A 21,255-nucleotide genomic window follows, 5' to 3' on the forward strand; every position below is an offset into this window, starting at 1 on the left:
TGAGCCCTCCCCGCACGCGGGGGAAGGCTTCAAAGCACACTCAACCCGGCTGCCAGTCGAACGCCAGCGTCTCGTCGCGCGCGAAGCGCTGCAGATGGTTCTCGATGACCGTCTGGTAGCGCTCGCTGTCCTCGGCCGTGGGCTGGGTCAGCACGATGCGCAGCGTGTCGTCTTCGACGAAGAAGTCGGCGCCGTTTTCCTCGCCCTGGAACGGGATGAAGGCGTGGCCGCCCTCGTCGTCGCGGGTGATCTCGAACTTGTGCCGCCAGTGGTTGCACAGCGTGCGCAGCAGGCGCGGGGCGTCGTTGGACACGGTGGTCGCGGTGGTGGTGATCGACATCGTGGACTCCTGCGAGCGGCGCGTCGCCGCGGCCGCGAGCATAGGCCGAAGCCGATGGCGCGGTGAACCCCCGGTGGCCAACGCAGCGTTGCAATCCCGATGCCGCACACTGTGCGGCCCCCGTTCAAAGCAGGTGTTCCATGACTGATGCCGCCGCGCCCCGCGCGTTTCCCTGGCCGGTCGTGCTGTTCGATCTCGACGGCACCCTTGTCGACAGCGCGTCCGACATCGCCGCCGCGGTCAACCGCCTGCTGGCCGAGCTCGGCCATGCGCAGGTCGACGAGGCGACGGTGCGCAGCTGGATCGGTGACGGTGCGCGCCAGCTGATCACCTCGGCGCTGCAGCATGCCGGCGAACTGCAGACGGTCGATGCGGTGATGCCGCGTTTCCTGCGCCATTACGAGGATTGCCTGCTGCTCGATCCGCAGCTGTATCCGGGCGTGGAATCGACGCTGCAGGCACTGCAGGCCGAAGGCGTGCGGATGGCGGTGTGCACCAACAAGCCGTCGCAGTTCGTGCCGCCGCTGCTCGCGGCGCTGGGGATCGACGGGTATTTCGACGCGGTGCTCGGCGCCGGCGATCTGCCGGAACGCAAGCCGCATCCGCTGCCGCTGCGGCACCTGGCCGAAGGTTTCGGCGTCGACATCACCCAGTGTCTGATGGTCGGCGATTCGGCAGCCGATGCCGGCGCGGCGATCGCGGCCGGCGCGCCGCTGGTGCTGGTCGGCTACGGCTACCGGCGCGATTTCGATCTGCATGGCTGCGGCGCGCTTGCGGTGATCGAGCGGTTGGAAGAGTTGCTCGAACTGCGCTGACGCGGTCTGGTATGCGATGGGCTTCGCTGCGCTCTACCCATCCTACGAAGCGCCGCACGCGCCAGCACTCAACGCATCGCGAACAACCGTGTACGCACTTCGGCCGCGATTCGCGCGGTCTCGCGCAAGGGCGTGACATCGAATGCCGGCAGCGCATCCTCGAACGGGCGCGCGCGCCCATCCGCGAGCAATCCGTCGACGAAACGCTGCGGCGCGCCGTCGAGCAGCCCGGGCGCGAACACGAACACCGGCGCGCGCGTCGCGCAGGCCTCCGACAGCATGTTCACCGAGTCAGACGAGCAGACGAGGCGATCGGCCCAGCCGAGCATGCCGGCGTACGGATTCACGCCGTCGGGGTCGTCCGCCCAGACGCAACCGGCGCGTCCCGCGTAACGCGCACGCAAGGCATCGCGCACGGCCAACGAGGTGCGGCGCGAACCAGTCAGCAGCAGGCTGCCGCCGTCGCGCGCGACGATCCCATCGAGCCGATCGGCGAGCGTATTGAACGCGGCGACATCGAAACGCCCGTGGCGCGAATCGCCGCCGAGCAGGACCGCGATCCGCGGGCCGGGCAGGGCGCCCAACGCAGGATGCGCGTCGCGCGCAGCGGCCAGCCACGCGTCGTCGACCGGATGGAGGCTGCCGCGTGCGACCAGCACGTTGTCGCCGCGCAGCGCGTCGTGCTCGGGCACCACCACGAGGTCCCAATGCCGCGCGTCAATGCGCGGATCGAGGATCTGCACCGTGCGCGCGCCGCGTTGACCCGCTAGTCGAGTCGCGAGTGCGGCCTGTCGGCCGCAACCGATCGCGATGGCGGGCGCGGCATCGAGACGCGCGGCGTAGTCGCTGCCAAAGGCGTTGGAGGCAAACGGCAGAGATCGCGGCGCGGCCCAGCGCCACGGCGCACGCGGATCGAGATGCAGCGTCTCGATCTGCGGTGACAGCGCAGCAGCCAGCGCTTCGGCCTGACGCGCGTTGCCGGCGCGCCCATCGCTGAGCGCCCAGATCCGTCCGCAATCCCGCTCTTCGCCTGGTCGACGTTCCACGTATGTGATCATCCGTTCCGACCGACGCACGCGTCGCGCCGCCGCAGGACTCTACACTGCGGCCCTGCCTGGCCCCATCCGATCGAGGTTGCCTGATGACCGATGTTCTGCCCGATGCCGCGCTCGACCAGCTGTTCCGCACCGCCCGCACCTATAACGGGTTCAGCGGCGAGATCAGCGACGACACGCTGCGCCAGCTCTACGATCTGCTGAAGTTCGCGCCGACGTCGGCCAACTCGTCGCCCGCGCGCTTCGTGTTCGTGAAGTCGGCCGAAGGCAAGGCGAAGCTCGGTCCTGCATTGAGCGAAGGCAACTATGAGAAAACGATGGCCGCGCCGGTCGTAGTAATCGTCGCCCACGACGAGGATTTCCACGAGAAGCTGCCGTTCCTGTTCCCGCACACCGATGCCAAGAGCTGGTTCGACGGTCCGCGCGAGAACCGCGAGGTGCCGGCGTTCCGCAATGGCAGCCTGCAGGGCGCGTATCTGATCCTGGCCGCGCGCGCGCTGGGTCTGGACGCCGGCCCGATGTCCGGCTTCGACAATGCCAAGGTCGACGAGGCGTTCTTTGCCGGCACCGCGATCAAGTCGAATTTCATCATCAATCTCGGCACCGGCGATCCGTCGACGATCTTCCCGCGCTCGCCGCGCCTGCCGTTCGACGAAGCCGCGCGCATCGTCTGAGTGTCTCTCCCGCGCGGTCGCGACCCGACCCCGCGGTCTTCAACCCCGTGCCACCCACCACCCGTTCGAGGATCCGTCCATGCGTACCGCCCACCTGCTGCTCCCGCTTGCCGCCGCCCTTGCCCTCGCCGCCTGCGCCCAGCAGGACGCTGCACCGGCGGACGCGACCCCGCCCGCCGCTTCCGCGCCCGCACAGCCGGCGACCGCTGCACCGGCCGACACCGCGCCGGCCGCCGAGGCCATCACCGGCGTGTCCGGCACCTACGTGCTCGATCCCAAGCACACCGACGTGATCGCCCAGTGGAGCCACTTCGGCTTCTCCAACCCGATCGCGCATTTCGGCGAAGTCTCCGGCCAGATCGTCTACAACGCCGAGAACGTCGGCGCGTCGTCGGTCGAAGTCACGCTGCCGCTGTCGGGTCTGAACTCGCATGTCGGCGATTTCGACGACCACCTGCGCAGCGCCGATTTCTTCGACGCGGCCAAGTTCCCGAACGCCACGTTCAAGAGCACCGTGGTCGAGAGCGCCGGCACCAACCAGCTCAAGGTCACCGGTGACCTGACGATCAAGGACATCACCAAGCCGGTGGTGCTGGACGTCACGATCAACAAGTTCGGCGAGCAGCCGATGGCCAAGCGCGCCGCCGCCGGTTTCGATGCCGTGGCGACGATCAAGCGCAGCGATTTCGGCGTCGGTGCGTATGCGCCGAACGTCAGCGACGAAGTCGAACTGCGCATCACCACCGAAGCCGTCGTCGCCGAGGGTGCTGCCCCGGCCGCGCCTGCCGCACAGTAAGATTCCGCGTCACGACGCCGGCGCACGGGTCTCCTGAGCGCCGGCGTTTTCGTTTCCGCGTTCCAGATCTGCCGTCATGAAAGTTTATCGTCCCGCCGACCAGCGCGGCCGCACCACGCACGGCGCCCGCACGCGCCTGTGCGCGTTTTCCAGCGGCGATTTTTACGATCCCGACTGGTCGGGTTTCGGCGCGCTGCGCCAGCTCAACGAGGAACACATGCCGTCCGGCGCGACCGTGCCGTTGCAACGCGTGGCGAACATGGAGCTGCTCACCCTGGTGCTCGACGGCACGCTGGTCCGCGATGGCGTCGCGCTCGAAGCCGGCGCACTGGCGTGGACCGGCGCCGGCCATGCCAGCGACACGCCGGTCGAAACCGCCGGGGCGGATGGCGCGCGGGTGTTGCGTATCGCGATCCAGCCGGACCGGGTCAATCTGCCGCCCGCCGCCGGCATCACGCGCGTTGCCAGCGAAGCGGGATCGACGTTGCTGGCCGCGCCCGAGGGTGCTGAAGACAGCCTGCCGATCCGTCAGCAGGCCTGGCTGTGCCATGCGCGACTCGCGCCCGGTGCACGTGTGGACGTGACGCTCGAGGCCACGCAGCGGCACTGGCTGCAGATCCTGCGCGGCGGCGTAGCCGTCGACGGCCACGCGCTGGCCTCCGGCGACGCGCTCGGCGTATACGACGAAGCCATCACCGCGGATCTTGTAGCTACGGCCGATGGCGCAGAACTGCTGCTGATCACGCTGCCGGGCTGAGCCCGTCTGCACGGCCGCGCGGTAGAATGGTGGCCTCCACGCCGATGAAACCCGCCGTCATGACCGCAGCCCCGACGCAAGCCAACGCCGCCCAGCGCTATGAAGTGCGCCGCGCCGATCTGCCGCTGAGCTGTCCGCTGCCGTCGATGGCGCTGTGGAATTCGCATCCGCGCGTCTACCTGCCGATCGAAGCCGAGAACGGCGAGTCCGACTGCCCGTACTGCGGTGCGCACTTCGTCCTCGTCGACTGACTCCGGCGCGTTCCGCGCCCGTATGCGTCGACCGCTCACCGTCATCCAGCTGCTGCCCGCGTTGTCGTCGGGCGGCGTCGAGCGCTCCACGATCGAAATCGCGCAGGCGCTGGTCGATGCCGGCCACCGCGCGATCGTCGTCTCCGCCGGCGGACGCCTCGTGCCCGCATTGGAGGCGACCGGCGCACGCCACGTCACGCTCGATATCGGTGCGAAATCGTTCCGGGTGCTGCGCCACGTGCGCACGTTGCGACGCCTGTTCGCAGACACCGGCGCCGACATCGTGCATGCCCGCTCGCGACTGCCGGCGTGGATCGGCTGGTGGGCCTTGCGCGGCATGCCCGGGGCGCGCCGTCCGCATTTCGTCACCACCATGCACGGGCTCAATTCCCCGTCGCGCTACAGCGCGATCATGGCCCGCGGCGAACGCGTGATCTGCGTGTCCGATACCGTGCGCGACTATCTGCTGCAGCACTATCCGGCGACGCCGCGCGCGCGCCTGCGGGTGATCCCGCGCGGGATCGATCCCGCACAGTTTCCCGCCACGCCACATCCCGATGCGGCCGCGCGCGCCGATGTCGCAGCGCACTGGCCGGCGCTCGGTGGCAATGGCCCGCTGTTGCTGTTGCCGGGACGCGGCACTCGGCTGAAGGGGCATCACGATGCGATTGCCCTGCTCGCCGACCTGCGCACCGGTGGTCTGGACGCGCGTCTGTGGATGCCCGGCGCACGCGAACCGGGACGCGAGGCCTATCTCGAAGAACTCACGCGCGCTGCCGACGACGCCGGTTGCGCCGACGCGCTGGCGATGACCGCACCGACCGATGCAATCGCGCATGCCTACGCGGCCAGCGATCTCGTGCTGCAGCTGTCGCGCAAGCCGGAAGCCTTCGGCCGCACTGTGCTCGAAGCGCTGTCGTGCGCGCGGCCGGTCGTCGGCTGGGCACATGGCGGCGTCGGCGAACTGCTCGTGCAGTTGCAGCCCGAAGGCGCGGTACCCCCTTTCGATCGCGTCGCATTGGCGCACGCCGCACGCGCGCTGGTCACGCGAGCGCCTGCGCGAGCCGGTACGATGCCCGACACGCTGCGTGCGATGCAGGAGGCGACCCTCGCGGTCTATGACGAGTTCGACGACGACAACTGAGCCGACGACCGGCGCGCGCGCACCGCGGCCCGTCGGCTGGCGCTGGGCGCCGCACTGGGTGCTGGCCTTCGTGATCCTGTGGCCCGCGCCGGGTTACGCCGAGGGCGTGATGGTGCTGGGCGCGCTGGCCGCGATCATCCATCTGCTCGCCGCACGTTTCCGCGGCGGCGCGGCCTTGCTGAGCGCGCCCGCCTGGGCACTGACCAGCGTGCTGTTCTTCGCCTACTGGCTGCCGCAGTTGCTGTCGGCGGTCGATTCGGTCGATGTCGGACGCGCGCTGCGCGAAGCGCTGGTCGATCTGCGCTATCTGCCGTTCCTGTGGCTGGTGGCCTCCGCCGTCGCGACGCGTCGCGGCCGGCGCATCACGCTCGGGGGGCTCGCCGTGATCGTCGCGGTGTGGACGCTCGACGGCCTGGCCGAAGTCGTGTTCGGCACCAGTCCGCTGTTTTTCGGCATCGACCAGCTCAAGCAGCTGATCAGCAGCCGGCCGATGTGCACGCTCGAACAGGTCGCCGCCGCAGACCGTCTCGGCGGCGTGCTCGGCCCCTGCAACCTCAAGCTCGGCGTGGTGCTGGCGAGCCTGTCACCGTTCGGTCTGTACTGGGCCGGTCGCCGCTTCGGCATCAGTGGCTGGTTGGTTGCGAGCGCGGCGATCGGCATCGTGCTGCTGTTCGCCGGCTCGCGCGCATCGTGGCTCACCTATGCGCTGGTGCTGCTGCTGTCGGGCTGGCGTCTGCTCGGCTGGCGCCGCCTGCTGGCGGTGTTCGTCGCGGGTGTCGTCGTCGCGGTCGCGGCGGCGGCGATCTCGCCGCAGGTCCGCGAGCGCATCGAGCGCACCGCGACGGGCCTGTCGACCGATGCATCCGCCGTCGACGATGCACTGGCGGGCCGCGCCCGTATCTGGGACGCGTCGCTGTGCATGATCCGCGAGAACCCGATCAACGGTGTGGGCGCACGCGGCTTCCGCGAAGCCTTCCCGGGCTGCGATCCGCGCCCCGATGAAATGGCCGCCTGGGGCGACGGACCCGCGTTCCACGCCCACCAGATCGTGCTCGAGATCGGCAGCGAGACCGGACTCATCGGCCTGCTGATGTGGCTGGCCGGTGTCGCGATGGCCTGGCGCGCGTGGCGCTTCGCCTCACCCGAAGCACGCGAGCAGGCGCGCCCGGCGATGCTCGCACTCGCGGTCACGGTGTTCCCGCTCAACACGCATCTCGCGTTCTATTCGACGTTCTGGGGCGGCTTCACACTGCTGCTGTCCGCCCTCTATGCCGGCAGTCTGCTGGCGCGCGTCGAACCGGTGCAGCCGACAGACGGCGTGCTGCGCTGAGCGAGATCCGTAGGATGGGTAGAGCGTAGCGAAACCCATCATGGCCATGCGCGCTCGCGACCGCAGTCGTCGAAGCAGACGCGTCTGCAGAGGCGACGGTCTGTCGGTTCGTGACGATGGGCTTCGTTGCGCTCCAGCCACCCTGCCCAGTGCCCGTGCCTCGCCTCAGTACAGCGACCTACCATCCGGCTGTCGCTTGAACCGCCGATGGATCCACAGGTACTGGTCCGGCGCGGCGCGGGCCATGTCTTCGATGCCGGCCATCACCGTTGCGGTATCCGCGGTCGCGTCCGGGGTCGGATACGGCTCGGGTGCCGGGGTCAGCGTCAGCGTGTAGCCGCCATCGTCGCGACGCACGTGCTTGTAGAACACCACCGCCGCGCCGGACAGGCGCGCGAGCGAATGGGTCGAGGTCAGGCTGTGCGCGGGGCGGCCGAAGAACGGCACGTAGACCGCGTCGCCGCCACTGGGATCCTGGTCGGGGGCGTACCACAGCAGGCCGCCGCGCTTGAGATGCCGCACCACGCCGCGCACGTCGCGCTTGGGGAACATTGCCGCGGCATAACGCGCGCGGCCCCGACGCACCGCCCATTCCATCGCCGGTTCCGAGTGCGGGCGATACATGCCGGCCAGCGGCACGTAATCGCACATCAGGCGGCCGCAGACTTCCAGCGTGGTGAAGTGCCCGGACACGACGATCACGCCGCGCCCTGCCGCGCGCGCGGCTTCGACGTGCTCGACGCCTTCGACGATCAGTCCGCGCTGCAATGGTGCGATCGAGCCCCACCAGGCGCGTGCGAACTCGAACAGGCCGATGCCCAGCGACTGGAAATGCCGACGCAGCAGCGCCTCGCGCGCGGGCGCGTCGAGCTCCGGGAAACACAGTTCAAGATTGCGCGCGGCCACGCGGCGACGGCTCGCCAGCGCGACGCGCAAGGTATCGCCGAGCCCGCGCCCGAGCGCGCGCTGCAACGGCCATGGAATCCGCGCGGCGAGCGCCATCAGGCCGATGCCGATCCACGCCGGCCAGTGGCGGGGCGCGAGCGGCGGGCGGGGCAGGGGCGTCGTCGACATCGGTGCATTGTAGAAGGTGGCGTCGCGCAGGCATCCGCTATCCTGTGCGGATGCCGGCCGACACCACAGAACGACTGCTGCGCGGCCTCTACTCGGCCCTGCTCGTCGTGCTTGCGCCGATCACGGTCTATCACCTGATCTGGCGCGGTTTCCGGCAGTCGGCGTATCTGCTGCGCTGGGACGAGCGCTACGGCATCTATCGCACGCCGCCGCTGACCGCGCCGGTGTGGGTGCACGCGGTCTCGGTCGGCGAGGTCAACGCGGCCGCGCCGCTGATCAACGCCTTGCTCGAGCGCGATCCGGCGCGTCGCCTGCTGGTGACCACGATCACGCCGACCGGCTCGGAGCGCGTACGTGCGCTGTGGGGCGATCGCGTCGAGCACGTGTATCTGCCGTACGACCTCTCGGGTGCGGTGCGACGTTTCCTGCGGCATTTCCGCCCGCAGATCGGCCTGATCGTCGAGACCGAACTGTGGCCGAATCTGCTGTTCTGCTGCCGCGATGCCGGCGTGCCGACGGTAATCGTCAATGCGCGGCTGTCGGCGCGTTCGCTGCGCGGCTATCGCGTGCTGCGTCCGCTGGTCGGACGCGCGCTGCGCACGGTGCGCCGCGTCGCGACGCAGTCGGCCGACGACGGCAAACGCTTCGTGAAACTCGGCGCGCTGCGCGATGCAGTGATCGACACCGGCAATCTGAAATTCGACATTACCCTCGACGACGCGAAGATCGCGAAGCTGGTCGCGGATTTCCGCGGCCGCGCCGGTGCACGGCCGGTGTGGATCGCGGCCAGCACGCATCCCGACGAGGAAGCGGCGGTCATCGACATCCACCGTCGCCTGCGCACGCGCTGGCCTGACCTGCTGCTGATCTGGGCCCCGCGCCATCCCGAGCGTTTCCGCAGCGCGATGCAGCTCGGCGTCGACGCCGGCTGGCGCGTCGCCACGCGCGCGCTGACCACGTGGCCCGATGCCGGCGACGATGTCTTCGTGCTCGACACGCTCGGCGAACTGGGGCTGTTCTTCGCCTGCGCCGATGTCGCCTTCGTCGGCGGCAGCCTGCAGGATATCGGCGGCCACAACCTGCTCGAGCCGGCCGCGGTCGGCACACCGGTCGTCACTGGACCGCACCTGCAGAACTTCGCCGACATCGCCAAGCAGCTGGGGCGTGCGGATGCGTTGCGCATCGGCGCGGACGCGGATGCGGTGCACGACCACATCGCGGCGTTGCTGGCGGATGCCGACGCGCGCGATGCGATGGCCGCCGCCGGCCGCGCGCTCGTCGCCAACGGTCGTGGTGCACTGGCGCGCACGCTGGCGCTGATCGAGTCCGATCTGCCGGTACCGGATACGAAAACGGCGCGGATCCTGCGATCCGCGCCGTCGTCGATCTGAGCCGAACGCTTACTGCGGCGGCGGTGTCGCTGCGCCGGTGCCGGTGGACGCGCCGACGCTGTTGACGTCGACGGTCAGCTGGCGGTTCACGTCCTGCAGGTTGCCGATGTCCAGCGTGCCCGCGGCCTGCTCGAGCAGCAGACGGCTCTGCAGGAAGTTGTACTTCGCGAAGGCATAGGCCTGACGCGCCGAGAACAGGTTCTGCTGGTTGATCAACACGTCGATGACCGTACGCGTGCCGACTTCCAGGCCGACCTGCGAGGCCTCATAGGCGCTGTTGGCCGAGACCAGGGCGAGACGACGGGCCTCGACCTCGGTGATGCCGGCGACGAGGTTCTGGTAGGCGCTGCGGGTGTTGCGTTCAATCGCGCGACGCTGGGCTTCGTACTGGTCGCCAGCGATGTCACGCTGGGCGATCGACTGGCGTACGCGCGACTGGGTGATGCCGCCGCTGAAGATCGGCACGGTCAGCGTCAGGCCGATGCTGTTGGTTTCCGACTCGCGCTGTTGCGAATCCAGGCTGCGCTCGCCCCAGCTGTCGCTTCTGCCGTAGCTGGCGCCGAGATCGAGCGTCGGCAGGTGGGCCGACTTCGCCGCGGTGACGCTGTATTCGGATGCCGTCACCTGATAGCGCAGCGCCTGCAATTGCGGGTTCTGGTCGATCGCGGTGGCGACCCAGGCTTCCGCGTCACGACCTTCCGGCAGCTGTGGGGTGAAATCGTCGGGCAGACCCCGCAGATCGCGGATTTCCGAACCGGTGATCTCGGCCAGTGCCTGGTAGGAATCCTGCAGCGCGTTGCGCTGGACGATCGTGTTGGCGCGGGCGCTGTCGTACTGCGCCCGCGCTTCGTGCACGTCGGTGATCGGCGCCAGGCCCACTTCGAGGCGCTTGTCGGCGAAATCGAACTGGCGCTTGAACGCGGTCTCGGCGGCTTCGGCGGCCGCCAGCGTTTCGGTCGCGACCAGCACGTCGAAATACGCCGCGGCGGTGCGCGTGATCAGCGAGTCGTTGTCGGCGTCGAGCTGGAAGTCGGCGGCCGTGCTCAGCGCGCGTTGCGAACGCAGCGTCGAGATCTGGCCCCAGTCGAACAGCACCTGGCCGGCATTGACGCCGTAGCTGCGCGTGCGTGCTTTTCCGGACAGACCAGCGCGGCGGCTATCGGTCAGCGAGGCGCTGCCGTTGATCTGCGGCAGCAGTGCGCCCCGGGCCTGGACCGCGCCTTCCTTGGTCGACAGGCGCTGCGATTCGGCGATCGACAGCGTCGGGTCATTGGTACGGGCCAGCTCGTAGGTCTGGACGAGATCGGCGGCCAGCAGCGGGCTGGACGTCAGCGCGAGTGCGAGCGACAGGAACAGGGGGCGGCGGAACATGGAGGATCCTTGGACGATCAGAGAGTGAACTGCGGCACCGGCGCGGCGCCTGCGAGATAGGTGAGTCCGGTCTCGAACAACGATTCGATGCGGGTCGCGTTGACAGCCTCGCCTTCGCGGCGCACCAGCACCGCTTCCATCGCGGGCGCGCGGCCGCGGACGATGAACATGCGGCCCCCGGGACGCAGCCACTGCACGAAACGCTCGGGAATCACGTCGACGGCGCCACAGACGCAGATCGCGTCGAAGCGGCGGTCGGTATTCCACGCGAACGCATCGGCGGTGATCACGTCGACGTTCGCGATGCCCTGCGCCTGCAGACGGCCGCGGGCGGCGTCGGCGAGGTCGTCATGGCGCTCGAGGCTGACGACGTCACGGGCCAGATAGCCCATGCACGCGGCGAGATAACCGCTGCCGGTGCCGATCTGCAGCACTTCGTCGCCCTGTTCGAGCTTCAGCGCCTGCAGCGCACGGCCTTCGACCACCGGCTTGAGCATCAGCTCGCCGTGGCCGAGCGGGAGTTCGAGGTCGGCATAGGCCAGTGCGCGGCGCGACTCGGCCACGAAAGATTCGCGCGGCAGGCGCGAAATCGTTTCGAGCACGCGCGCATCGAGCACGTCCCAGGGCCGGACCTGTTGTTCCACCATCGCCGCACGGGCCTTGGCGTAGTCGATCGTCATTGTTGCGGGTTCCTTCGTTCGCCAACCCGCAATTCTAGCGGTGCGGGGGCGGGTTCATCATCGCGGGGGTGTTGCAGTGGACGCAGTGCCGGAAGTCATCGGCCCAGACGGCATGCAGCAGGCACGTGTGACCGCGTTCAGCGACGCCCGTAGGCGCGCAGGAACATGTCCACCGAGGCTTCCAGGTGCGCGCGCCGTTGACCGGCGCATTGGCCGGCGTCGTCGCAGTCGAACACCATGCGCTGGTGGAGGTCGCCCTTGAGCAGCACGAAGAACTGCGCCGCTGCCGTCGGCACGAGGGCCTCGTCGAGGTCGAGATCGCCGGTTTCGATCCGGCGCCGGAGCATCGCCGCGAACGACGACTGCACGCGCTCGGGACCGCCCTTCCAGAACCGCTGCGGCAGACGCTTTTCGACCATCTGCGGGGTGCACAGCAGGCGGTGACCGGCAACGGCCTCGGGCGAGGACACCATCGCGAAGAACGCCTCGGCAACCTCCAGCAGGCGCTGACGCAGTGGCGTGGCCGGCGCGGGCTCGAACACCGAATCGGGCATCTGCTGCTCGCAGTAGCGCGCCGCGGCCTCGGTGAACAGCGTGTCCTTGTCGCCGAAATGGCTGTAGACGGTCAGCTTGGACACCCCGGCCTCGGCCGCGATCTGGTCCATGCTGACGCCTTCGAAGCCCTGCTGCAGGAACATGCGCTCCGCGGCTTCGAGGATCGCCGCGCGCTTGGCCAGATCCTTCGGCCGGCCGGGACCCGCCGGCGCCTTCTCGGGCGTCGGGGCAGGGGGCAGCGAGGACGGACGCGTCGACATGGCGGGGAATACTATACCAATCAGTTCTGAAAATATACGATACGGCTCCGTATCCCCATTTGCTGGACGGTCGCCATGCGCCGCCTGACCCTGCTTCGCCCCTCCCGCCTCGCGTTGCCGGTGCTCGCCGCCTGCACGCTGGCACTGGCTGCCTGCGGCGACCGCACTGCACCCGAACCGGTGGCGCGCCCGGTGCTCGTGGTCACGCCGGCATCGGCAGCCGACAGTGGCGCGGCCGCATTCCCCGGCGAAATTCGCGCCCGAGAGGAAAGCACGCTGGCGTTCCAGGTGGGCGGGCAACTCTTGCGACGCGATGTCGACGCCGGCGCGCATGTGCGGCGCGGCCAGGTGCTGGCCGAGATCGATCCCGGCGATCTGCGGCTGCAGCAGCAGTCGGCGCAGGCGCAGGTCGCATCGGCCGAGGCCGAATACGCGCGCACCCGCACCGATCGCGCGCGCTACGCCGCACTCGTCGACCAGCAGCTGATCAGCCGTTCGCAGATGGACGCGCAGGACGCGGCCTACACCGCGGCGCAGGCGCAGCTGCGCGCCGCACGCGCGCAGGCGGATGTCGCCGGCAACCAGGCGGGCTACACGCAATTGCGCGCGCCGCGCGATGGCGTCATCGCCAGCCGTGAGGCCGAAGCCGGGCAGGTGGTCGCCGCGGGCCAGGCGATCTTCATGCTGGCCGGCGACGACGGCCGCGAAGTCGCGATCGCGTTGCCGGAATCGCGCATCGCCGGATTCGCGATCGGTCAGCCGGCGCAGATCGAACTGTGGAACCGGCCGGGCGTGCGCGTGCCGGGCACGATCCGCGAGATCGCCGCGGCCGCCGATCCGCAGGCCCGCACCTACGCCGCGCGTGTGGCGATCGTCGACGATGCGGTCGAAGGCCTCGAACTCGGGCAGAGCGCCCGCGTGTATCTCGCCGCGGCGACATCGGACACCGATCTGCAGGTGCCGCTGACCGCGATCCAGCCGGGCGCGGATGGCGGCAAGGCAGTCTGGGTCGTCGATCGCGCCGAGGGCACACTGCGTTCGGTACCGGTGGAGACCGGTCCGTATGGCGCACGCAGCGTGCCGGTGCTGTCCGGTCTTGCGGCCGATGCTCTGGTGGTCGCGGCCGGCGGGCATCTGCTGCGCGAAGGCCAGCGGGTGACGCCGGTGGATCGCGAGAACCGTCCCGTGCAGCTGCAGGCGGCGCAGCCGGCGGCAGCCGAATGAACCCGCACACCCTGGCAGGACACGTGACGCGCGCGCAGGCGGTGCAGCGATGAGCCGGTTCAATCTCTCCGAATGGGCGCTCGGCAACCGCACGCTGGTGCTCTACATGATGCTGGTCGTCGCGGTGGCCGGCATTTTCTCGTACGGCCGCCTCGGCCAGTCCGAGGATCCGCCCTTCACCTTCAAGGCGATGGTGATCCAGACCCAGTGGCCGGGCGCGACCGCCGACCAGGTCTCGCAGCAGGTCACCGAGCGGATCGAGCGCAAGCTGATGGAGACCGGCGACTACGAATTCGTGCGTTCGTATTCGCGGCCCGGCGAATCGCAGGTGATCTTCTTCGCCCGCGATTCGATGCGTTCGAGCGAGATTCCCGATCTCTGGTACCAGGTGCGCAAGAAGGTCGCCGATCTGCGACCTTCGCTGCCGCAGGACATCGTCGGCCCGTTCTTTAACGACGAATTCGGCGACACCTTCGGCAACATCTACGCGCTGACGGGCGAGGGCTTCGACTACGCGATCAAGAAGGACTATGCAGATCGCATCCAGCGCGAGCTGCAGCTGGTCGACGATGTCGGCAAGGTCGAACTGGTCGGTCTGCAGGACGAAAAGGTCTGGATCGAAGTCAGCAACACGCGACTGGCGACGCTCGGCATTCCGATGGCGGCCGTGCAACAGGCGCTGGCGGAACAGAACGCGCTGGTGCCGGCGGGCTTCTTCGAAACCGATAGCGCGCGCGTGCAGTTGCGCGTCGATGGCGCATTCGAATCAGTGGATGCGATCCGCGACTTCCCGATCCGCGCGGGCGATCGCACTGTGCGCCTCGGCGACATCGCGACTGTCGAGCGCGGCTTCGCCGATCCAGCCGCGCCGCGCATGCGCTTCATGGGCGAGGACGCGATCGGCATCGCCGTGGCGATGCACGACGGCGGCGACATCCTCAAGCTCGGCACGCGACTCGAAAACGAGTTCGCGCGGTTGCAGGAAACGCTGCCGGCCGGCATGGCGCTGCGCAAGGTCTCCGACCAGCCACGCGCGGTGCGCGATTCGGTGGGCGAGTTCGTCAAGGTGCTGGCCGAGGCGGTGATCATCGTGCTGCTGGTGAGCTTCGTCTCTCTGGGCTTCCGCACCGGACTCGTGGTCGCGGTGTCGATTCCGCTGGTGCTGGCGATGACTTTCATCGCGATGGATCAGTTCGACATCGGCCTGCACAAGATTTCGCTCGGCGCGCTGGTGCTCGCGCTGGGACTGATGGTGGACGACGCGATCATCGCGGTGGAGATGATGGCCATCCGCATGGAACAGGGCGACAGCCGGCTCGCGGCGGCGAGTTACGCCTGGACGCATACCGCGTTCCCGATGCTGACCGGCACGCTGGTCACCGCGGCCGGCTTCCTGCCGATCGCGACTGCTGCGTCGAGTACCGGCGAGTACACGCGCTCACTGTTCGAAGTGGTGACGATTGCGCTGGTCGTGTCCTGGATCGCCGCGGTGTTGTTCATTCCGCTGCTCGGCGAGAAGATGCTGCCCGATCTCGCGAACCCGCAGCCGCCGCGCCCCGGTTCGCTGCCCGCGCGCTGGCGCGACACGCGCAGCCGCATGGCCGTGCGCTGGCCGCGGCTCGCGTTCGCACTGGCGCCGAAGGATCCGCAGGCGCATGACCATGATCCCTATCAGCGTCCCTTCTACCGGCGCTTCCGCGGGTTGCTGGACTGGTCGCTGACCCATCGCTGGATCGTCATCGCTGCGACGGCCGCGCTGTTCGTCGCGTCGCTGCTGCTGTTCCGGTTCGTTCCGCAGCAGTTCTTCCCCGATTCGACGCGACTGGAGCTGATGGTCGATGTGGAACTCGCCGAAGGCAGTTCGCTACGCGCGACCGAGGCGGCGGCCGCGCGTCTCGATGCCTTGCTTGCGACACGCGAGGGCGTCGACAACCGCGTGGTCTATGTCGGCACCGGCTCGCCGCGTTTCTATCTGCCGCTCGACCAGCAGCTGCCGCAGGCCAACTTCGCCCAGTTCGTCGTCGCCACGACCGATGTCGAAGCGCGCGAGCAGATCCGCGTCTGGCTGACCGACGAGGTCGCGCCGCAGTTCCCCGAACTGCAGTTGCGCGTGACGCGACTCGAAACCGGGCCGCCGGTCGGCTACCCGGTGCAGCTGCGTGTCTCGGGCGAGCACGTCGAACGCGTACGCGGCATTGCCGATGCGATCGCCAACGAGGTGCGCACGAACCCGAACGTCGCCAACGTCAATCTGGACTGGGACGAACCCAGCCGCATCGTGCGCCTGGTCGTCGATCAGGAGCGCGCGCGCGTGCTCGGCGTGAGTTCGCAGAACCTCGCGCAGTTCCTGTCGAGCTCGCTGTCAGGCCTGCAGGTCAGCACGTATCGCGAAGGCAACGAACTGATCGGCATCGTGATGCGCGGGCCGGATGACGAACGCGGCCAGCTCGACATGCTCGAGAGTCTCGCGATTCCGACATCCAACGGGCAGTCGGTGCCGCTGGGCCAGGTCGCGCGGCTGGAGCCGACGTTCGAGGACGGCATCATCTGGCACCGCGACCGGTTGCCGACGATTACCGTGCGCGCCGATATCCGCGGCGACGTGACGGCGCCGACGGTCGTCGCGCAGATCCTGCCGACGCTCGACGGCATTCGCGAGTCGATGCCGGACGGTTACCGGCTGGAAACCGGCGGCACGGTCGAGGATTCCAGCAAGGGCCAGGATTCGATCAAGGCCGGTCTGCCGCTGTTCCTGTTCGTCGTCGTGTCGCTGTTGATGCTTCAGCTGCGCAGTTTCTCGCGCACCGCGCTGGTGCTGCTGACCGCGCCCCTGGGCATGATCGGCGTGACCCTGTTCCTGCTGGTGTTCCGCGTGCCGTTCGGGTTCGTCGCGATGCTCGGCACGATCGCGCTGGCCGGCATGATCATGCGCAACTCGATCATTCTCGTGGACCAGATCGAACAGGACATCGCCGCCGGCCACGCGCGCTGGGACGCGGTGATCGACGCGACAGTGCGCCGTTTCCGCCCGATCGTGCTGACTGCGCTCGCCGCGATCCTGGCGATGATCCCGCTGTCGCGCAGTGTGTTCTTCGGCCCGATGGCGGTCGCGATCATGGGCGGCCTCACCGTGGCCACGCTGCTGACGCTGACGTTCCTGCCGGCGCTGTATGCGGCGTGGTTCAAGGTGAATCGGGACGAAGACGCGCGCGCCTGACCGGCGCGCGCGTGTCTCACATCGGTCGAGCGCGCTCGCGTAGCCAGGCGGCGAGCTCGACTTCGTCCAGCTCGCCAGCGGCCAATGCCATCCAGGTCAAGTAGCGATCCTCCTGTGACGCGTCGAGATCGATGCCATTAAGCCGCAGGAACAGCAAAGCGGCGACGAGCGACGTGCGCTTGTTGCCGTCGACGAACGGATGCAGATGCGCGATGCCGTGCGCGTAAGCCGCCGCGAGTGCATGGATGTCCGGCGGTGGATCACCGTAGCTCGCAAGTTGCAGTGGCTTCGCCAGTGCCGTCTCGAAGAGGCTGCGATCGCGGATCCCGCTGGCGCCACCGTGTTCGGACAGCTGGGCGAGATGGATGGCCTCGACGACGAGCGGCTGCAGCCAGACGACCTCGCTCACTTGGCGAGCTGGCGCAGCACATCCCGGTTCTCGCGCATCACCTTGCGCGCGACCTCCATCTGCCGCTCGAACTCCGCGTCGTATGCCGAGATGAGATAGCCGCCCGGCGCCTCGCTCAGATGCAGCGAATCGCCTGCCTCCAGACGCAGGTTCGACAGGATTTCCTTCGGCAGCACGACGCCGACCGAATTGCCGATGCGGGTGAGCTTGAGCGCGGTCATGTGGAGACTCCAGCGTTAGTACGGATGTAATTACGCGCTGGCGCAGGCTGCGTGTCAAGACAGAGCCGATCCATCGTTCAGCAGATGTGCTTTGCCGGCGTGTGGTGCCCCTCGCTCAGCGACCACTCGCCGCCTTTCGCACTTCAGACGCAACGCGCGCCTTCACCTGATCAGTGGCACGGCTGTCAGGCCCGCTGTAGTCGAAGGCCTGGATCACGAACGCGGTGTGGTCGCCGGCGCTCAGGCAGTAAGAGACCAGCGCACGTCCACCACCGGCGGGGCCGGACACATGCGTCGCCAGCGTGCCTTGATCGTTCTGGCTGCGGGTGACGTAACCGACCGCGGCCGCGCCGCGTGCGAGCGCGGCGTGGCACGCCTTGACGCTTAACTGCGTCGCCGGAAACCGGTCGACGTCATAGCCGAGGCTGAAATCGTCGGCGGATGCAGACGCTGACGGCGCGAGCGCGGCAGCGGAGAGCAGGGCGATCAGGCACACGTGCTTCATGGATAGCCTCCTCGTGACGAACGGACAGCGGTGGCGCGACGCGTGTATCAGGCGCGGATGAACACCTCGACCCGCCGGTTGAGCTGACGGCCGCCGGGATTGTCCTGGCCGTCGAGCACGTTGGGCGCCACCGGTTGCGATTCGCCGAAGCCACGCGCACCGATGTCGCCTGCGACGCCGCGCGTCTGCAGCGCATTGCGTACCGCGTCGGCGCGGCGTTCGGACAGCGACTGGTTGTAGGCGTCATCACCCTTGGCATCGGTGTGGCCACGAACTTCCATGCCGCTGTGTTGGACTGCCTGCAATGCGGTGGCGAACACGTCGAGCGTCTGCGCGGCATCCGGGCGGATGTCGGACTTGTCAAAGTCGAACAGCACACGCTCGTCGAGCGTGACCACGTAGCCGCAGGGCGCACCGGGCGGCGCGAACGTCTGCAGCGGCGGGAAGCGGCCGGCCGGCGCGACGCGTGGCATCGGCGGCATCTTCACCGGGCGCGCGGGCGGGCCGATGGTGCCGGTGCCATCGCCGTTGTTGGTGATCAGACCATGCGGCCCGTTCCATGTGCCGGAGCCGTCGGCCTCGATGCGCACCAGGCCATCGGGACCGTTCCAGCTGCCGCTGCCGTCACCGTTCGATGTGATCAGGCCGCTCTCGCCATTCCAAGTGCCGCCGCCTTTGCCGTCGAGACGGATCAGACCGGATTTCCCGTTGTAGGTGCCCGAGCCGTCAGCTTCGACGCGCACGATCGCCTCGCTGCCGTCCGGCTCCGCGATGCCGTTGATCGTGCCGCTGCCGTCCGCATTGACGGTGAAGAGTCCGCCTTCGAAGTTCGCGGTACCGCTGCCATCAGGTTCGAGCTTGAAGATGCCGGCATCGCTGTTGCGCACGAGGGCGCCCGTCTCGTCGATGCGGGTGATGCCGCTGCGGTCGATCAGCGCGCCATCCACATCGCAGCGCGCGGGCCTGACGCTGATGCCGGCGACTGGATCAAGGATCGCGGCCATCGATCCTTCCAGTGCGCGCTGGGCCGGCGTGACGCCGACGATCTCGGGGACGACGATCGGCGGAATCACCGGCATGTCGGGCACTGCGGGATCGGAGGCGGTGGATGCGTCCTGCGCATCCCCGGTCACGCCCGCCGCTGCATCCGCCATCGGCGCATCGTCCTGCGCCGGAACGGGCGTCGGAGCTCGCGCGCAGCCTGCGAGCGCCACGCCCACTACACAAAACATCATTCCGGTCCGAAATGTCTGCATCCGTGTCGATCCTGCATCCGCGCCTGCGGGTTGCCGGATGGTAGGCAGGGGCCCGTTAGGGATGCGTTCTTCAGTCGCCAAGCATCGCCAGATTGCGCACCGCGCCCTTGTCGGCGCTGGTCGCGAGCAACGCGTACGCCTTTAGCGCAGCAGTGACCTTGCGTGGGCGCGCCTGCGCAGGTTTCCAGCCGAGTGCGTCCTGCGCATCGCGGCGTGCGGCCAGTTCGACGTCGTCGACCAACAGCTCGATGCGCCGTTGTGGAATGTCGATCCGGATGCGGTCGCCGTCGCGCACCAGTCCGATCGTGCCGCCCGCCGCCGCTTCCGGCGATGCGTGGCCGATCGACAGGCCGGAGGTGCCGCCGGAGAAACGCCCGTCGGTCAGCAGCGCGCATTGTTTGCCGAGGCCTTTCGACTTCAGGTAACTCGTCGGATACAGCATCTCCTGCATGCCCGGCCCGCCCTTCGGGCCTTCGTAGCGGATCACCACCACGTCGCCCGCCTGCACCTCGTCGGCGAGGATGCCCTTCACCGCGGCGTCCTGGCTTTCGAACACTTTTGCCGTGCCTTCGAACACGTGGATCGACGCATCCACGCCCGCGGTCTTGACCACGCAACCATCGGGCGCGAGGTTGCCGCGCAGCACGGCGAGGCCACCTTCCTGCGAGTACGCGTGCGCGACATCGCGGATGCAGCCACCCGCGCGATCGTCGTCCAGCGTTTCCCAGCGCGTGGCCTGGCTGAAGGCGGTCTGGGTCGGAATGCCGGCAGGGCCGGCCTTGAAGAACGTGCGCACCGCGTCATCGTCGGTGACGGTGATGTCCCAGCGTGCGATGGCATCGCGCAGTGTGCGGCTGTGCACCGTCGGCTGGTCAACGTGCAGCAGTCCGCCACGCGCGAGCTCCCCCAGGATCGAGACGATGCCGCCGGCACGGTGCACGTCTTCCATGTGATAGGTCTGGATGTTCGGCGCGACCTTGCACAGCTGCGGCACGCGGCGCGACAGCCGGTCGATGTCGTGCAGATCGAAGTCGACTTCGGCCTCCTGCGCGGCGGCGAGCAGATGCAGGATGGTGTTGGTCGAACCGCCCATTGCGATGTCGAGCGTCATCGCGTTCTCGAATGCCTCGAAGGTCGCGATGCCGCGTGGCAGTGCCGTCGGATCCTCCGCGCCGTACCAGCGATGGCAGAGTTCGACGACGGTGCGCGCGGCCTGCAGGAACAGCTGCTCGCGATCGGCATGCGTCGCCAGCATCGAACCGTTGCCCGGCAGGGCCAAGCCCAGCGCTTCGGTCAGGCAGTTCATCGAGTTGGCGGTGAACATGCCGCTGCAGGAACCGCAGGTCGGACACGCGCTGCGCTCGTAGGCCGCGACCTTTTCGTCGGAGGCGTCCGGATCGGCGGCGACGACCATCGCATCGACGAGATCGAGGCCGTGTTCCGACAGTGCCGTCTTGCCGGCCTCCATCGGTCCGCCGGACACGAACACCACAGGAATGTTCAAGCGCAGCGCGGCCATCAGCATGCCGGGCGTGATCTTGTCGCAGTTGGAGATGCACACCAGCGCGTCGGCGCAATGCGCGTTGGCCATGTACTCGACGGAGTCGGCGATGATCTCGCGGCTCGGCAGCGAGTACAGCATGCCGTCGTGGCCCATCGCGATGCCGTCGTCGACGGCGATGGTGTTGAACTCCTTCGCCACGCCGCCGACGCGCTCGATCTCGCGCGCGACCAGCTGGCCGATGTCCTTGAGATGCACGTGGCCCGGCACGAACTGGGTGAACGAATTCGCGACCGCGACGATCGGCTTGTGGAAGTCGGCGTCCTGCATGCCGGTCGCGCGCCACAGGGCGCGGGCGCCGGCCATGTTGCGGCCGTGGGTGGAGGTTCTGGAACGGTACTCGGGCATCGATGACTCGCAGGTGCGGCG

The 21,255-nt window shown here is 68.6% G+C and carries 21 protein-coding genes; 10 read left to right on the forward strand and 11 right to left on the reverse strand.

The features are described from left to right. Positions 1 to 40: 40 nt before the first annotated feature. Entirely contained in the window at positions 41 to 340 is a 300-nt protein-coding gene (locus tag LU699_RS10475) for a DUF2218 domain-containing protein (RefSeq protein WP_232137593.1), read from the reverse strand. Positions 341 to 480: 140 nt separating this feature from the next. Between LU699_RS10475 and gph the strand changes: the two genes are divergently transcribed. Beyond that, positions 481 to 1,155 carry a phosphoglycolate phosphatase gene (gph, locus tag LU699_RS10480; protein WP_232137591.1) on the forward strand — a complete coding sequence of 225 codons (675 nt, stop codon included), beginning with the start codon at positions 481 to 483 and terminating at the stop codon, positions 1,153 to 1,155. A gap of 68 nt (positions 1,156 to 1,223) precedes the next feature. Here the strand turns inward: gph and LU699_RS10485 are convergent, their stop codons facing one another. Beyond that, complete coding sequence (locus tag LU699_RS10485; protein WP_232137589.1) at positions 1,224 to 2,201, reverse strand: mitochondrial fission ELM1 family protein; 978 nt, start codon at positions 2,199 to 2,201, stop codon at positions 1,224 to 1,226. A gap of 95 nt (positions 2,202 to 2,296) precedes the next feature. On the opposite strand from LU699_RS10485, the gene LU699_RS10490 reads away from it, so the two are divergent. From LU699_RS10490 to LU699_RS10515, 6 genes are all read left to right on the forward strand, one after another. Then, entirely contained in the window at positions 2,297 to 2,884 is a 588-nt protein-coding gene (locus LU699_RS10490) for a malonic semialdehyde reductase (RefSeq protein WP_232137587.1), read from the forward strand. Between the two features lie 79 nt (positions 2,885 to 2,963). Then, positions 2,964 to 3,680 (forward strand): YceI family protein, encoded by a 717-nt coding sequence (locus LU699_RS10495; protein ID WP_232137585.1) that lies wholly within the window; start codon positions 2,964 to 2,966, stop codon positions 3,678 to 3,680. 76 nt (positions 3,681 to 3,756) lie between these two features. Further along, positions 3,757 to 4,437 carry a pirin family protein gene (locus tag LU699_RS10500; protein WP_232137583.1) on the forward strand — a complete coding sequence of 227 codons (681 nt, stop codon included), beginning with the start codon at positions 3,757 to 3,759 and terminating at the stop codon, positions 4,435 to 4,437. 59 nt (positions 4,438 to 4,496) lie between these two features. Continuing rightward, complete coding sequence (locus LU699_RS10505) at positions 4,497 to 4,688, forward strand: zinc-finger domain-containing protein (protein ID WP_159682038.1); 192 nt, start codon at positions 4,497 to 4,499, stop codon at positions 4,686 to 4,688. A gap of 22 nt (positions 4,689 to 4,710) precedes the next feature. Beyond that, positions 4,711 to 5,832, forward strand: coding sequence for a glycosyltransferase (locus tag LU699_RS10510; RefSeq protein WP_232137582.1), 1,122 nt, complete (start codon positions 4,711 to 4,713; stop codon positions 5,830 to 5,832). After that, positions 5,807 to 7,162 carry an O-antigen ligase family protein gene (locus tag LU699_RS10515; RefSeq protein ID WP_232137581.1) on the forward strand — a complete coding sequence of 452 codons (1,356 nt, stop codon included), beginning with the start codon at positions 5,807 to 5,809 and terminating at the stop codon, positions 7,160 to 7,162. The genes LU699_RS10510 and LU699_RS10515 overlap by 26 nt, the downstream gene beginning before the upstream one ends. A 165-nt stretch (positions 7,163 to 7,327) precedes the next feature. Here the strand turns inward: LU699_RS10515 and lpxL are convergent, their stop codons facing one another. Then, a complete protein-coding gene (gene lpxL / locus LU699_RS10520; protein WP_232137580.1) occupies positions 7,328 to 8,236 on the reverse strand; it encodes an LpxL/LpxP family Kdo(2)-lipid IV(A) lauroyl/palmitoleoyl acyltransferase in 909 nt (302 codons plus the stop codon). Between the two features lie 50 nt (positions 8,237 to 8,286). Here lpxL and waaA point away from each other — a divergent pair, with 50 nt between their 5' ends. Further along, positions 8,287 to 9,627, forward strand: coding sequence for a lipid IV(A) 3-deoxy-D-manno-octulosonic acid transferase (waaA, locus tag LU699_RS10525; RefSeq protein ID WP_232137579.1), 1,341 nt, complete (start codon positions 8,287 to 8,289; stop codon positions 9,625 to 9,627). Between the two features lie 9 nt (positions 9,628 to 9,636). On the opposite strand, the gene LU699_RS10530 is transcribed toward waaA, so the two are convergent. From LU699_RS10530 to LU699_RS10540, 3 genes are all read right to left on the reverse strand, one after another. Beyond that, a complete protein-coding gene (locus tag LU699_RS10530; protein ID WP_232137578.1) occupies positions 9,637 to 10,998 on the reverse strand; it encodes a TolC family outer membrane protein in 1,362 nt (453 codons plus the stop codon). A 17-nt stretch (positions 10,999 to 11,015) separates the two neighbouring features. After that, positions 11,016 to 11,678, reverse strand: a complete 663-nt coding sequence (locus tag LU699_RS10535) for a protein-L-isoaspartate O-methyltransferase family protein (RefSeq protein WP_232137577.1) — start codon at positions 11,676 to 11,678, stop codon at positions 11,016 to 11,018. Between the two features lie 137 nt (positions 11,679 to 11,815). Continuing rightward, positions 11,816 to 12,493 carry a TetR/AcrR family transcriptional regulator gene (locus LU699_RS10540; RefSeq protein ID WP_232137576.1) on the reverse strand — a complete coding sequence of 226 codons (678 nt, stop codon included), beginning with the start codon at positions 12,491 to 12,493 and terminating at the stop codon, positions 11,816 to 11,818. A 75-nt stretch (positions 12,494 to 12,568) separates the two neighbouring features. Here LU699_RS10540 and LU699_RS10545 point away from each other — a divergent pair, with 75 nt between their 5' ends. Next, positions 12,569 to 13,717, forward strand: coding sequence for an efflux RND transporter periplasmic adaptor subunit (locus LU699_RS10545; protein WP_232137575.1), 1,149 nt, complete (start codon positions 12,569 to 12,571; stop codon positions 13,715 to 13,717). Positions 13,718 to 13,766: 49 nt separating this feature from the next. After that, the gene (locus LU699_RS10550) at positions 13,767 to 16,934 is read left to right on the forward strand and encodes an efflux RND transporter permease subunit (protein ID WP_232137574.1); all 3,168 of its coding nucleotides are present in this window, start codon (positions 13,767 to 13,769) and stop codon (positions 16,932 to 16,934) included. A 16-nt stretch (positions 16,935 to 16,950) separates the two neighbouring features. Here LU699_RS10550 and LU699_RS10555 read toward each other — a convergent pair whose 3' ends face one another. The 5 genes from LU699_RS10555 to ilvD form a co-directional block, all read right to left on the reverse strand. After that, entirely contained in the window at positions 16,951 to 17,343 is a 393-nt protein-coding gene (locus LU699_RS10555; protein WP_232137573.1) for a type II toxin-antitoxin system death-on-curing family toxin, read from the reverse strand. Next, positions 17,340 to 17,564, reverse strand: coding sequence for an AbrB/MazE/SpoVT family DNA-binding domain-containing protein (locus LU699_RS10560; RefSeq protein WP_232137571.1), 225 nt, complete (start codon positions 17,562 to 17,564; stop codon positions 17,340 to 17,342). Before LU699_RS10560 ends, LU699_RS10555 begins: the two co-directional genes overlap by 4 nt. A gap of 115 nt (positions 17,565 to 17,679) precedes the next feature. Beyond that, the gene (locus LU699_RS10565; protein ID WP_232137569.1) at positions 17,680 to 18,069 is read right to left on the reverse strand and encodes a DUF6180 family protein; all 390 of its coding nucleotides are present in this window, start codon (positions 18,067 to 18,069) and stop codon (positions 17,680 to 17,682) included. A 47-nt stretch (positions 18,070 to 18,116) separates the two neighbouring features. Continuing rightward, positions 18,117 to 19,325: an OmpA family protein gene (locus tag LU699_RS10570; protein WP_232137568.1), complete on the reverse strand. Its 1,209-nt coding sequence runs from the start codon at positions 19,323 to 19,325 to the stop codon at positions 18,117 to 18,119. A 70-nt stretch (positions 19,326 to 19,395) separates the two neighbouring features. After that, positions 19,396 to 21,234, reverse strand: coding sequence for a dihydroxy-acid dehydratase (gene ilvD / locus LU699_RS10575; RefSeq protein ID WP_232137567.1), 1,839 nt, complete (start codon positions 21,232 to 21,234; stop codon positions 19,396 to 19,398). Between the last annotated feature and the right edge of the window lie 21 nt (positions 21,235 to 21,255).

Origin of the sequence: Luteimonas fraxinea (assembly GCF_021233355.1) — a bacterium.
GTDB lineage: Bacteria > Pseudomonadota > Gammaproteobacteria > Xanthomonadales > Xanthomonadaceae > Luteimonas > Luteimonas fraxinea.

Coding starts and splice junctions, on each gene's coding strand:
- LU699_RS10475 (WP_232137593.1), bottom strand. CDS start 340: ATGTCGATCACCACCACCGCGACCACCGTGTCCAACGACGCCCCGCGC.
- gph (WP_232137591.1), top strand. CDS start 481: ATGACTGATGCCGCCGCGCCCCGCGCGTTTCCCTGGCCGGTCGTGCTG.
- LU699_RS10490 (WP_232137587.1), top strand. CDS start 2,297: ATGACCGATGTTCTGCCCGATGCCGCGCTCGACCAGCTGTTCCGCACC.
- LU699_RS10495 (WP_232137585.1), top strand. CDS start 2,964: ATGCGTACCGCCCACCTGCTGCTCCCGCTTGCCGCCGCCCTTGCCCTC.
- LU699_RS10500 (WP_232137583.1), top strand. CDS start 3,757: ATGAAAGTTTATCGTCCCGCCGACCAGCGCGGCCGCACCACGCACGGC.
- LU699_RS10505 (WP_159682038.1), top strand. CDS start 4,497: ATGACCGCAGCCCCGACGCAAGCCAACGCCGCCCAGCGCTATGAAGTG.
- LU699_RS10510 (WP_232137582.1), top strand. CDS start 4,711: ATGCGTCGACCGCTCACCGTCATCCAGCTGCTGCCCGCGTTGTCGTCG.
- LU699_RS10515 (WP_232137581.1), top strand. CDS start 5,807: ATGACGAGTTCGACGACGACAACTGAGCCGACGACCGGCGCGCGCGCA.
- lpxL (WP_232137580.1), bottom strand. CDS start 8,236: ATGTCGACGACGCCCCTGCCCCGCCCGCCGCTCGCGCCCCGCCACTGG.
- waaA (WP_232137579.1), top strand. CDS start 8,287: ATGCCGGCCGACACCACAGAACGACTGCTGCGCGGCCTCTACTCGGCC.
- LU699_RS10530 (WP_232137578.1), bottom strand. CDS start 10,998: ATGTTCCGCCGCCCCCTGTTCCTGTCGCTCGCACTCGCGCTGACGTCC.
- LU699_RS10535 (WP_232137577.1), bottom strand. CDS start 11,678: ATGACGATCGACTACGCCAAGGCCCGTGCGGCGATGGTGGAACAACAG.
- LU699_RS10540 (WP_232137576.1), bottom strand. CDS start 12,493: ATGTCGACGCGTCCGTCCTCGCTGCCCCCTGCCCCGACGCCCGAGAAG.
- LU699_RS10545 (WP_232137575.1), top strand. CDS start 12,569: ATGCGCCGCCTGACCCTGCTTCGCCCCTCCCGCCTCGCGTTGCCGGTG.
- LU699_RS10550 (WP_232137574.1), top strand. CDS start 13,767: ATGAGCCGGTTCAATCTCTCCGAATGGGCGCTCGGCAACCGCACGCTG.
- LU699_RS10560 (WP_232137571.1), bottom strand. CDS start 17,564: ATGACCGCGCTCAAGCTCACCCGCATCGGCAATTCGGTCGGCGTCGTG.
- LU699_RS10565 (WP_232137569.1), bottom strand. CDS start 18,069: ATGAAGCACGTGTGCCTGATCGCCCTGCTCTCCGCTGCCGCGCTCGCG.
- LU699_RS10570 (WP_232137568.1), bottom strand. CDS start 19,325: ATGCAGACATTTCGGACCGGAATGATGTTTTGTGTAGTGGGCGTGGCG.
- ilvD (WP_232137567.1), bottom strand. CDS start 21,234: ATGCCCGAGTACCGTTCCAGAACCTCCACCCACGGCCGCAACATGGCC.